This is a genomic window from Oscillatoria sp. HE19RPO (genome assembly GCF_024220515.1).
GTDB lineage: Bacteria > Cyanobacteriota > Cyanobacteriia > Cyanobacteriales > Laspinemataceae > Laspinema.
Genome location: NZ_JAMXOT010000390.1, coordinates 1 through 12,450 on the forward strand (window position 1 = coordinate 1; position 12,450 = coordinate 12,450).

Here is a 12,450-nt window from a genome sequence, read left to right on the forward strand (position 1 = left end):
AACAAATAAATCATCCTTGCTTTGATGCGATCGCACCTAACAAGGCTCTTTTAGCCCGCGCAGGCACCGCTTTGTCCGTGTAGCCCCAGGCTTGAGCCTGCGGGTTTTTTGAAGGTTTTATTTTTTGGAGTTCCCTAAGCCCCCCTTCTTAAGGGGGGTTGGGGGGATCTCTCGGTTATTTTGCAATAACAAGTCTAATCGTTACATCTCCTCATTAAACACCGGATGGACCTTTTGAATTAAAGATTGCTCCCACATTTGCAAGGTTTCTGAAGTTACCATTCCCGGCAGGAGAGTAAAAGTTCTAATTAGAATTTCAATGCCCAATTTGTGCATTTTTCCAAACATTGGCACTTGATGATTGGACTTCCATCGCTGACTGATACTGGTGGTGGCAATGCCAATATAAACTAAATTTTCGGTCCATTTTCCCTTGGAATCATAAATGATAAAATAGACGAAATATAAGCCAGGGAAATCCGGGAGTTGATGGAGTCCCTCCTCATTGACCACATCTTTAAAATCAACATATTGCAAATGATATCCGGCCCACTCGGAAATCTGTTCCGGAGTCAGGGATTCAAAAGGATTGAGGGCGGAGAGGGGAACGAGAGAACTTTCAGTAGTCATGCTTCGGGACATATCTTTTAAAGCGATCGCATCAGTCATCATGATTTGCTGATATTTCAGCCCGTCATCCGGCGTCAATTGGATTAAGTATTTTTCCAGATTGGCGCAAAACAGGGGATATTGAGCTTATTGTACTGGACGAATCGCTGCAAATCCCTTTCAAAATTCAGCCAAGTGATTGAGGATTAGGTTACTCTATATCCTTGAGCGGATGATTTATCGTAAGTTTAGCTGGGTCAGGACTCCAGGGTTCTCCGGTTTAGGGCGATTACCCCAGGGATACACCAGGCTTGAGGCCCCGATGAACAAACCGATTGTATGTTGACACCCAAGGAATGCCATGATTTCAACCGATCCTACTTTATATTTTATTGCGCTTTTGCCCCCAGAGGCAATTCAGGAAGAAGTCACTGGATACAAACAGCACTTTGCTGAGAACTACCAAACTCGTCAGGCCCTTAAGTCTCCTCCCCATGTGACCCTACAACCCCCTTTTGAATGGGAGGTGCAAAAACAGGGACTGCTGGAAGAGTTCCTCAGAGGGTTTGCCAAGGTTCGGACACTTGTGCCGATGGTCCTGTCGGGGTTTGGTTCGTTTCCGCCCCGAGTGGTTTATATTAATGTCAAGAAAACCCCAGAATTGTTGTTATTTCAGTCGGAGTTAGCTGCAGATCTCAACTCGTCCCTGGGAATTTATGACCCGAAATCTAAGGGGCGATCGTTTTCCCCGCACATGACGATCGCCTTTAAAGACCTTAGACGGCATCATTTTAATATGGGCTGGGCGGAATTTAAAGACCGCGAATTGTACTATGAATGTTCAGCTAGTCATCTGACTTTACTGGTATTTCAGGACAGGCGGTGGCATATTTGTGGGGAATTTCCCTTAAAAGCTTCGGTTGCTGAACCATTAGGTGAACCCAATTAAACTCCCTAGCAACCTGTGGAGATGTTCTTCCTTCTATTCCCGCTTAGGCGGGAATTTCAACCTAATCTGGTTCGTTAAAATCCTTTTTCTCTATCGCCAAATCCTCTAAGGTGTAGTTTTTATTCCACGGGTTCAGAATCAAGTGACCACCGGGCGATCGCTTCATTATCTATCCCCATCGCGTGAGCGTTGCTTCATCTATCCCCACCGAGTGAGCGTTGCTTCCCCCTTTTGGCAGAGTGCACCGGAGTTCCTCCTCGCTAAAGTGGTCAACAGACTTATTTGTTATTCGCGAGTTGTCCCTTGTCCGGACAACTCCGATTGATTTGAGGAAAAAATTATGTCATCCACATCCGATTCGGTTCCCAATTCTCAACCGCGATCGCCTGAAAATACCTCCATGAGTGATTCTGAGCGTTGGGGTTCCTTGATTGGCGGCGGTGCAATGGTTTTAATGGGATTGCAGCAAGCTTCCTTACGCGGTGCTTTACTCGCGATCGCCGGTGGTGGTTTAGCCTATCGTGCCGCTACCTCTGAAACCAGTTTGAAATCTGCCGTCGAGTCGGCGATTCAAGGCACGGATAAAATCTCCGTTGAACAAACCGTCACGATCTCCAATCGTAGTCCAGATGAACTTTACCACATCTGGCGCAATTTTGAAAATCTGCCCTTGTTTATGAAGCATATCCAGTCCGTCAAAGTTCTGGATGAGACGCGATCGCATTGGGTAACGGAAGCCCCTTTAAATACCACCTTAGAATGGGATGCCGAAATTATCACCGACCGAAAAAATAATCTGATTGCCTGGACTTCCGTTGAAGATGCCGATATTGAAAATTCCGGATTTGTCCGCTTCCAAACCGCCCCGGGAAACCGAGGCACTCAAGTAAAAGTTGTCCTCGAATACAAACCCCCCGGCGGCAAACTCACCGATGCCTTTGCTCACCTCGTGGGTCAATCCGCTGAACAGCAAATTCGCGATGATATTCGCAGTTTTAAAATGCTGGCAGAAGCGGGAGAAATTGCCACCATAGAAGGTCAGCCTTCTGGCGCTTCGTAAATTTAAGCCTAATTGGAATAAGGATTTATTCCTAAAGAAAGAGACAAAATTTCCTGATTATTGTTCCAATGAAAAGTAAGTTTTGACCAAAAACTTGAAAACCATTAAAACCAATTGAGCTTATGAATTTAAACAGAACTTGGCTAAAAAATATTCGCCTCAATCGCACGATTGGCTGGTGTCTAGCTACCCTCACCTTGCTGTTCGGCTTTGCATTTGGAGGCGTCACGGATAATAGCGCCCAGGCTGCTAAATTAGTGACCCCGGACTATAATCCCGAACAAGTAGACTCAGCCACGGTTAAGAAGATTAAAAACAGTGCTGAAGATTTCCCCAGTGAAGAAATTGGGGATACGGGTTTAAAAAATATTCGCAACTTGGGGAAAAATATTCCTAAAGTAATCGAGCAGAATATTGATGAAACCCTGAATCCGGATAACCCCGATGCTCCTGGAACTCGGTCCGCCACTCCTCGTTCCAATAGCCGGTAATTTGGGAGGGATGTCTCTACTCTGTAGAAATCCCAAGCTTTCCCTGGGTTCAGGGGAGAAGACTGGATAAAGTAGGGACAATTTTCTTTGCAAAATCGGGAAGAACCCCACCCTAACCCTCCCCTTCGTAAGGGGAGGGGACCTAGGGCTGTTTCATTCTCCGGGACAAATTAATTTTTAGGTTGTTCATAAGCTTTATCTGGCGAGGGATACAGGCTTATTCCCCTCCCTTGGAGGGGTGTCCCGAAGGGACGGGGTGGTCTCTTTTTCTGAGTTTCAACTTAGGAAATAAGGCCGAAAACCTGTGATTTTTAACGCTTACGGCGTCGGGAAAATTTTAGAATGAAACAGCCCTAGGAGGGGACCGGAGAATCACCCTAAATGTAAAACGTAAAAACCCTAATCCTTAACCCTAAATGCGGGAACCGCTATATAAATTACCCTTGATTAAAATTTAGGAGAATTCAAAAAATGAAAGCAGTCTGCTGGCATGGTAAGAACGATGTACGGGTTGAAAACGTTCCTGATCCCAGTATTTTAAATCCTAGAGATGCCATTTTAAAAATCACTTCAACGGCGATATGTGGATCTGATTTACATCTTTATGATGGATATATTCCCACGATGCAAAAGGGAGATATTCTCGGCCATGAATTCATGGGAGAAGTGGTCGATAAAGGTCCAGAAGTGAAGAATTTGAATAAAGGCGATCGCGTGGTGATTCCCTTTACTATTGCTTGCGGTCACTGTTTCTTTTGTAATCGCGATCTGTGGTCTTTATGCGATAACTCCATCCCCGATGGTAAATTAGTAGAAAAGGCTTACGGTCACACCCCTTCAGGATTATTTGGATATTCCCATCTGTTGGGCGGATATGCTGGAGGTCAAGCGCAATATGTGCGAGTTCCCTTTGCCGATACCGCAGCTTTGAAAATACCGGAAGGAATGACCGATAAACAGGTGTTATTTCTCACCGATATCTTTCCCACGGGCTATCAAGCGGCGGAACATTGTAACATTCAACCGGGGGATACGGTAGCGATTTGGGGTTGTGGTCCTGTGGGACAATTTGCGATCCGAAGTGCCTATATGTTAGGTGCCGATCGCGTGATTGCGATCGATCGGGTTCCGGAACGGTTGGCAATGGCGCGAGAAGGGAAAGCGGAAACGATTAATTATGAAGAAATCGATGCCGGGGAAGCGCTTAAAGAAATGACTGGCGGCATTGGACCGGATTCTTGCATTGATGCGGTGGGATTAGAAGCTCACGGGACTGGATTAGATGCCTTTTATGATAAGGCAAAACAAAGTTTACGGTTGGAAACCGATCGCCCGACGGCATTAAGACAGGCGATCGTTGCTTGTCGCAAAGGCGGCACTCTCTCGATTCCCGGGGTCTATGGCGGATTTGTAGATAAGTTTCCCTTGGGGGCGTTGTTTTCTAAAGGGTTAACGGTGAAAACGGGACAAACTCATGTTCATAAATACCTCAAACCGTTGCTCGATCGCATCCAAAATGGGGATATTGACCCAACCTTTGTGATTACCCATGAGATGGGTTTGGAGGAAGCACCTCAAGGGTATGAAATATTTAAGCATAAGCGTGACAATTGCATTAAAATTGTCTTAAATCCTTAACCCTCAGAGGAGGGCGACTGCCTTGAGTGATTAGCGCAGTTTTCGCCCTCTATTCTGGAAGTGCGGAACTTAATAGCGGGCGATTGTCATGATGGCGATCGCCCGCTATCGCCGCAGGGATTCTCTATCCTTCCCTCTTTTTGTCGTGATAACTAACTATGAAACAACAGCCCTCAACTCCGAAAACACGCCCTTCCGACGAGTGGATCGAAATTGGTAAAATCATTGGCGTGCAAGGTCTCAATGGTGAAGTTCGAGTCTATCCCTCCACAGACTTCCCTGAACGGTTTGAGGAACCGGGACAGCGATGGTTAAAGTATCCCAATCAATCCACGCCTCAACCTGTGGAATTAGTTCACGGTCGATTGATTGAAAATAAGGGAATCTTTATCGTTCAATTGGCCGGGGTGAGCGATCGCAATCAGGCCGAAGCGTTGCGCGGTTGTGTGATGTTAGTGCCTGAAGGCGATCGACCCCATTTAGAGGAAGATGAGTATTATATCCAGGATTTAATTGGATTAGTGGCGATCGACCAACGCACGGGAGAGGAAATTGGGACGGTGGTCGAAATCCTCACCGCCGGTCATGATATTTTAGCCATTAAACCTCCGGTTGCATCGGTTGAAAATCCTGAGATTTCGGACAACCCAGAGACTCCCGCTAAACGCAAATCTCAGCCCAATATTTTAATTCCATTTGTGAAAGAAATTGTCCCGATTGTGGACATGGCAGCCGGTCGCGTGGAAATCAATCCACCCCCGGGTTTGCTAGAAGTGAATAATTAATAATTTAGTCTGATTAAGGGGGAATTGATGAGGGAGTTTCAAGCAAGAAATCAACCCTAAAACCGGAGGATAAACTGAGGGATGCAATCACCTCAAGGGAAGAAACGGAAGAAACAACTGGGGTAATGGCCCTTTTTTTTGATAGACTTCTGGCAGGATTCGCGATGGCTTCCCCTAACCCCCCTTAAAAAGGATAGCTTTTTAGAATTCTGCCTGGGGTCTATATTCTCCCCGATGTCGGTTATTGCTAGGTATTTTTACGAGGAATTAGAGACCACTGGCCTGATTTTAGCAATCGCGAGAGTCCTTGTTCAGAGGCCGGTTAATTTTTATTACATTTAAAAGGCTTTTTATCATTTTGGGACAGATCAGATTAAAATAGATTTTGAATAATCTAAACGCCCGTCTCAGCATTTGAGGGATGTAGAGATGGGGGTTGGGATAACTGGTTTTGAACTCGCCGATGTAATGGTAGCTAAAGACTGCGGAGCAAAGGCGATCGCCACGGGGAAGCGCTCAACTTCCCACTCACAATCAGACCCTCATCCTCAATTTCAGACCTGGGAGAATCAGAATGGCTGTGAACTGAATAAATAACTATGAATTCCTGGAAACCCTGCACTCAGGAGGCAGAACAGTTATTTATCGTGTTCAAAACCAGCTCGATGGGTCCAAGGCGATCGTCAAAACCCTCAAATCTGAATATCCCAGCCTCGCTGACATTACCCGCTTGCGCCACGAATATCAAATTTTAGAAAACCTCCAAATCAACACCATGATCCAACCCCTCGGGTTAGAAACCTATAAAAAGGGGTGGGCGCTTTTCCTAAAAGATACCGGGTCGATCGCTTTAAGTGAGTGGATAGTTTCTCACTCTCTTTCTATGATTAAATTTCTTGAGGTGGCAATTCTCCTCGTAGATGCTCTGAGCGCACTCCACAACCATCAGATTATTCATAAAGATATCAAACCTCAAAATATTATTATCAATCCCCTCACCGAAACCATTCAACTGATTGATTTCAGCATAGCCTCCCGCCTAGAACGGGAAAGTCCCACCCTCAGTCATCCCGACTTACTCGAAGGAACTCTCGCCTATATATCTTTGGAACAAACGGGCAGAATGAACCGGAGTGTAGACTATCGGACTGATTTTTATTCCCTGGGAGTTACCTTCTAGGAACTGTTAACGGGAAGGTTACCCTTTACCAGTACGACCCCTTAGAACTGGTTCATAGTCATATTGCCAAAACCCCGATTCCCCCCCATCAAGTCAAGCCAGATATTCCCGAAGCAATTTCTGCCTTGATTATGAAATTGCTTGCCAAAACCGCAGAAGACCGCTATCAAAGTGCAGCCGGATTAAAATTTGACCTGGAAACTGGTTTAATCCACTTACAAACCACTGGGAAAATTACTCAGTTCATTCCGGGTCATGCAGACAAAGCGGGACAACTCACCATTCCTCAAAAACTTTATGGACGAAATGCAGAAATTGCGACGCTTTTAAACACCTTTGAACGGGGGGGCGAATGGCCAGACTGAACTCATGCTCGTTTCCGGCTATTCTGGCATTGGCAAAACCGTTTGAGTGGCAGAAGTTCACGAACCGATCGGGGGACAACGGGGCTATTTTATTGCCGGTAAATTTGACCAATTTAAGCGCAATGTTCCGTTTGCGTCTCTGATTCAAGCCTTCAAGTCCTTAATTCTGCAACTGCTGACTGAACGAGATGCCCAAATCCAGATTTGGAAAATAAAGACTCTGATCTGCATTGGGAAATAATGGACAAGTGATTATCGATGTGAGGCTCTTCAGACTTTTTGGTGATAAGTTTTTCTAATTAATTCTGTACTCGCTCGCCAGATTAGGAGCTGAAAGCCATATAGGTTAAGGTTTATAGCTCTAAGGGTGACCCAAAGGAGTCTCATAAATCCCCAAAATACTAAAAAAATAATTAAATTTAGTTAGGAATTCCTTTAGCCCTAAACTGATATAGTGTTTCGGTGGACTGATGAGGTACGTTTCAAAGCATAAGGCGGCCCGTTCTGGGCCGCCGACGGTTTGGGGCCGCCATCGCTGTACCTTATGGACATGAGAAAGGCTATAAAAATTGGGCAAAAATTGCCCATCACTCTTTCTGTACAAAAAATGAGGCACTCAGGCTTATGGAAAATTATCTGAATTTAATGCTGGGATTACCTGAAGTTACGGTTGCTAAAGTTTTGACCGGAGAAGATGAAGTTTACCTGAACATTAAATTGACCAATTTAGGGACAAATTGTCCCAAATGCCAGGGCTATACCACCGAAATTAATCAAAATCGTCCGATCATAGTCCGAGACCTTTCTTGTTTTAATAAATCTACTTATTTGCTGGTGTCACGCAGGCAATTTTATTGCCGTTGTTGTCAAAAATATTTCACGGAAAACCTGTCATGGATAGACTGGAAGCGGAGGCATACTTTGCGATATGAAATTAATATTTTTGGCCGAGTAACTTCATCAAGCATAGCTCAAGTTGCCTCGGTTGAAGGACTATCTTATGATGAAATTGAAGGAATATTTAATCAAATTGCTAGAAAGCAAAAGGATAAGCATTGGCTCGAAGCTGAACGGATAAGTATTGATGAAATTGCGATGCATAAAGGGCATCAAAATTATAAAGCAGTCCTCTGTGATTTAGATAAAAAAAGCTAATAGAAGTTATTGATAGAAAGACTCAATATTGTTTGATAGAAAGGCTTTCTAAACTTCCGATTAAAGCAAGAAAAGCTGTAAAAGAAGTGAGTGTTGATATGTGGCATGACTTTCCTAAAGTTATTAAAAAAATTTTCCCAAATGCTCAAATTGTGACGGACAGATTTCATGTAATGAAACTTCTGATTGAAGAATAGAAAAAAATTCTAAATCTTCTGGTGGTTAAAAAAGGAATAAATTTCTCTTGTTTTGAGAAAGAAAATTGTTTTAAACGATTCTGACCGGGATGAATTAGAAAACCTGTTATCTTAATCTAAGCCTGTGAAGGCAGCTTACGAATATAAAGAGGAATTCTGAAACATTTATGAAACAAGTCAAAATGTTTCAGAAGGCGAAAGAAAAGCGTTTTCAAGAATGGTTAAATAAATCTCGGCAAGTATAGGGTGAATTTATTAATACTATGGAGGAACACTTATAGCGTTTCGGTGGACTGATGAGCTACTTTTCAAAGCTCCTCTGCCTTTTTGGGCCGCCGACGGTTTGGTGTACCTTATGGACATGAGAAAGGCTATATCAACAATTTGTAATTACTTTATTAGTCATGCTAGTAGTGGAGTCATAGAGGAAATTAACAACAAGATAAATCTCGTAAAGCGACCCGTCTATGGATTTAGAAGTTTTGAAAACTTTCGGTTACGTCTTTTAGCAGCTTTTTCATCATAGTCATTATAAATTAGAGAGGTAGCCACTTAAAAACATTTAAGCGCTCAGCAACAGATTAGAAAAACTTATCACCAAAAAGTCTGAACAGCCAAAACTGGTAGAAGATCTACATTATTTTATTTAGATCATACCATGCCTGTGCAACGCCAAACCAAACCCTCGAAGCGCTTGGAGATGAGGCGATAACCGTTATCAACGGTAAAACCCGTAACGAGAATTACGAAAAAGTTTAGATTGACAAATGTAAAAATTGTGAGTAAGCTACAAATCTAAGAACTAACAAACACAGGCTACTCGTCGAGAGAGGATAAACCAATGTTTCGCTACCGTATTGTATCTGTGGTGGTAGCAGGAATTGCTTGCACCTTGGTGAGTTGGATCGCCCCTGCTCGCTCCCAGGAGGAGCCGAGCGTGATGGAGACTACCCTAGAGGAGACTATCCCCGGAGATCCGAACGTAGAGAAAGCCATTACCACCAAAAATCTTTCCATTCCCGTTGACGAACTGGCGCTGATGGTCAAGCCGCTCACCTTAGAAGAACTCCAAGTCGAGGCAGCGGCGTGGTTGTTGATCCTGCAACAAAAAGTCCAAGAAATCAGCAATGGGGAAATCGCCATCAAGCGACAAAACGCGGTGATCGCCAAGGAACAAGAGGCCATTGCAGCTCTAACATCGGCGCAACAATCCCTTTCCGAAGCGGAAGAAGCCCAAAAAACTGCCGCTCCAGGCACTCCGGAGTATGAGGCAGCCACGAAAAAAATAGAAGAAGCCAAAGAAAGCCTCAAAGACGCCCAAGCAGCGGTTGAGGAATCATCGGAGATCCAACGAGCACTTGAGGAAGACGAAGCCCTCAACGCCTCTTTAGCCAAGGCGGAGGAAACGGCAAACCTAGAAAAAGCCAAGAAACTGCTGAAAACAACCAAGGCCGATCGCGACACTCTGTATTATCCCGGCACCTTTGAGTATAACGAACAGACGGTCAAGATTGATACCCTGGACACGGCGGTTCGGGAGGTGGAAAAGGCCAGGGAAGCTCTCCAGGCAGCCGAACCCAACACTCCAGAAGCAGAAGAAGCCACCCAAAACTTTGATGCAGCCGAGGCAGCGTTGATCAAAGCAATAGAAGCGATCGAAGGCCCCTCTGCTCCCACCAACCAAAGTCAAAATTCTCAGCAAACCGAACAACTCGCCGCCACTCTGGAGAATACCCAAATCGATAGTGCCGGACAGAGCTTTGTGGCTGGTCCTACGGGGATGGAAGGGGACGCGAACCTCCAGAGACAACAACAACAGATCGATAACACCTCCAATCAGTTAGAAGAAAACTCCGAAGTTCAGTCGGAACAAAAAAATGAACTGGTGGTGACGGTGACCGAATTTCAGAACGAGCGCACGGCAATTATCGATCGCTTCACAGCCGTCTTAAACGAACTGGATAAAAAAGGCGGCGACTCCACATCCTACCGCAAATACATTCATGCGATTAGCGGGGTGGAAATCGACTTGAACGATAGCGAAGGGCTGGCCCTGCGCTTAGTGAGCTGGGCGAAGTCCGATGAAGGCGGAATGCGCTGGGTAACCAGCGCCGCTACATTTGTGGGGATTGTAGTTGCCACCACCCTCACCGCTCAAGCTCTGGGTTGGATAGTCGAACGTACCCTCTCGATGTCTGGAAAGGTTTCTACGATCCTGGTCAAGTTCCTGGGCATGACGATCAAGCGCGGCGGTATCGTTTTGGGCGTATTGTTAGGCCTGGCGGCACTGGAAGTCGCTCTAGGCCCCCTCTTAGCCTTGGTTGGGGGCGCAAGTTTCGTCCTTGCCTTTGCGCTGCAGTCGAACTTGGGGAACTTAGCCAGTGGTTTGATGCTGATGGTGTACAAACCCTTTGATGTGGGGGATGAAATCCAAATCGGCGATGTCTGGGGTTTTGTGGATTCCATCACCTTGGGCGGTACGAAAATCAACTCGTTCAGCAACCAGTTGATTACCATTCCCAACAATACGGTGTGGAGCAGCACGATTACCAACAACACGGGTCATGACGTGCGTGGGGTGAGTATTTCGTTCCAAATTGGTTACGAGTCTCCCCTTCCCAGAGTTGAAGAGATTTTGATGGATCTGTTCAAACAACACCCGTTGATTCTGGATGACCCCGCACCGTTTATGTTCCCTTGGGAATTCCGGCAATCGGCCATCAATGTCCTCGCTACGGCGTTTACCAAAACGGAAAATCGCTGGACGGTGTATGCCAATCTGTTCGCCCAGTTCCAAGAACGGTTGGCTAAAGAGGGCATCGATATGGTGGATTACCAAGAAATCAATTTGCACTATATCCCGAACGGAAACGGCTCACTGCCCATTCAGCTCGCCAAAACTCCGGAAATGGGACGCGGCATGACCCCGATTTCTCCGCCAAAAGCGACTTCCTCTGCTGCACAAGGGGTGTAGTCGGCAATTTTGAGCTTTTCTACAGAAGGCTATGGCGGCGATCGCACTAGAAGCGATCGCTATTTTTTTTGGCCTCATTTCCATCCACGAAAATGCAGCCCTAAAAGCAACAGCCCCCAAAAGTAAAAGCCCGGAGAAGACTATGCAGAATTCTGCTTTCCTCTTCCCGGGCTTTTCTCCCGCAGTGTAACCAACCCCTGTTTCCCGATCCAGAACCCCTTCTGAGAAAACAGAACCACTCCAAGGTTGGTTTGCTTCTCAAAAAGACCACTGGTTTAAACGGGAGCATCCCAGTTAATAACCAAGCAGAAATACTTAGTGAGAAGTCCCCATTAAGGTCAGCGCAGCATAAGCGAAGGATTTTAGATACAGACTGAGGAAGCCGGGTCAGCGCATCTAATGTGGTATCAAATCTAACAGACACCAAAAAGAAGGTGCAGTATTATATTTGAACGGTTTGTCCGAGAGATTCTATAATAACTCTCTTTTCTCAGTAGAAAATAGGAATGAATACTCTATGACTAAAGGATTTTAACCCGTTGTCGCGAGCGCTAAATTAAAAACCATAAAAACCCAGCCTCAACCTATTTCTATGCAAGAACTAAAAGGGGGTTTTTTGAATTATTGGGAGCCTCTAAATTTTGCCTAAAAACCGCTCTGACCTCTCCCCAAACCTCTCCCCACCTCTCCGGTGGGAAGGGGGTTGGGGGGTGTGGTCTCTTGTCCAAATTGAGATGCTCCCGAATTATTTTGATGATCTACCCGATCCAAGAGTTGACCGCACTAAACACCACTTACTTAAAGATATTATAGTGATTGCTTTGTTATCTATAATAGCTGGAGGTAACGGATAGGAAAATATGGAAAATTATGGAATAATTCAACAGTCCTGGCTCAAACAATTTCTATAAGGGAACTCCAAAAAATAAAACCTTCAAAAAACCCGCAGGCTCAAGCCTGGAGGCTCACAGGACAAAGCGGTGCCTGCGCGGGCTAAAAGAGCCTTGTTAGGTGCGATCGCATCAAAGCAAGGATGATTTATTTGTT

At 45.2% G+C, this 12,450-nt stretch carries 14 protein-coding genes; 13 read left to right on the top strand and 1 reads right to left on the bottom strand.

From position 1 onward, the window contains the following. Positions 1-201 precede the first annotated feature (201 nt). On the bottom strand, positions 202-708 hold the full coding sequence (locus NG833_RS27390) for a hypothetical protein (RefSeq protein WP_254568437.1): 507 nt from the start codon (positions 706-708) through the stop codon (positions 202-204). 262 nt (positions 709-970) lie between these two features. Here NG833_RS27390 and NG833_RS27395 point away from each other — a divergent pair, with 262 nt between their 5' ends. From NG833_RS27395 to NG833_RS31110, 13 genes are all read left to right on the top strand, one after another. Beyond that, positions 971-1,558, top strand: a complete 588-nt coding sequence (locus NG833_RS27395) for a 2'-5' RNA ligase family protein (protein WP_254568438.1) — start codon at positions 971-973, stop codon at positions 1,556-1,558. Positions 1,559-1,898: 340 nt separating this feature from the next. Continuing rightward, a complete protein-coding gene (locus NG833_RS27400) occupies positions 1,899-2,618 on the top strand; it encodes an SRPBCC family protein (RefSeq protein ID WP_254568439.1) in 720 nt (239 codons plus the stop codon). 122 nt (positions 2,619-2,740) lie between these two features. Continuing rightward, on the top strand, positions 2,741-3,109 hold the full coding sequence (locus tag NG833_RS27405; RefSeq protein ID WP_254568440.1) for a hypothetical protein: 369 nt from the start codon (positions 2,741-2,743) through the stop codon (positions 3,107-3,109). A gap of 471 nt (positions 3,110-3,580) precedes the next feature. After that, positions 3,581-4,747: a zinc-dependent alcohol dehydrogenase gene (locus NG833_RS27410; protein WP_254568441.1), complete on the top strand. Its 1,167-nt coding sequence runs from the start codon at positions 3,581-3,583 to the stop codon at positions 4,745-4,747. A gap of 158 nt (positions 4,748-4,905) precedes the next feature. Next, the gene (rimM, locus tag NG833_RS27415) at positions 4,906-5,532 is read left to right on the top strand and encodes a ribosome maturation factor RimM (protein ID WP_254568442.1); all 627 of its coding nucleotides are present in this window, start codon (positions 4,906-4,908) and stop codon (positions 5,530-5,532) included. A gap of 640 nt (positions 5,533-6,172) precedes the next feature. Continuing rightward, positions 6,173-6,712: a protein kinase gene (locus NG833_RS27420; protein WP_254568448.1), complete on the top strand. Its 540-nt coding sequence runs from the start codon at positions 6,173-6,175 to the stop codon at positions 6,710-6,712. A gap of 131 nt (positions 6,713-6,843) precedes the next feature. After that, a complete protein-coding gene (locus tag NG833_RS27425; RefSeq protein ID WP_254568443.1) occupies positions 6,844-7,077 on the top strand; it encodes a hypothetical protein in 234 nt (77 codons plus the stop codon). 46 nt (positions 7,078-7,123) lie between these two features. Then, positions 7,124-7,318, top strand: coding sequence for an AAA family ATPase (locus NG833_RS27430; protein ID WP_254568444.1), 195 nt, complete (start codon positions 7,124-7,126; stop codon positions 7,316-7,318). A gap of 383 nt (positions 7,319-7,701) precedes the next feature. Then, positions 7,702-8,232, top strand: coding sequence for a transposase family protein (locus tag NG833_RS27435; RefSeq protein WP_254568445.1), 531 nt, complete (start codon positions 7,702-7,704; stop codon positions 8,230-8,232). Between the two features lie 32 nt (positions 8,233-8,264). Continuing rightward, positions 8,265-8,429, top strand: coding sequence for a transposase (locus NG833_RS27440; protein WP_254568446.1), 165 nt, complete (start codon positions 8,265-8,267; stop codon positions 8,427-8,429). A gap of 361 nt (positions 8,430-8,790) precedes the next feature. Next, complete coding sequence (locus NG833_RS30680) at positions 8,791-8,955, top strand: transposase (protein ID WP_375293966.1); 165 nt, start codon at positions 8,791-8,793, stop codon at positions 8,953-8,955. Positions 8,956-9,270: 315 nt separating this feature from the next. Then, the gene (locus NG833_RS27450) at positions 9,271-11,403 is read left to right on the top strand and encodes a mechanosensitive ion channel domain-containing protein (protein ID WP_254568447.1); all 2,133 of its coding nucleotides are present in this window, start codon (positions 9,271-9,273) and stop codon (positions 11,401-11,403) included. A gap of 734 nt (positions 11,404-12,137) precedes the next feature. Next, positions 12,138-12,257: a transposase family protein gene (locus NG833_RS31110; protein ID WP_375293965.1), complete on the top strand. Its 120-nt coding sequence runs from the start codon at positions 12,138-12,140 to the stop codon at positions 12,255-12,257. Positions 12,258-12,450 lie beyond the last annotated feature (193 nt).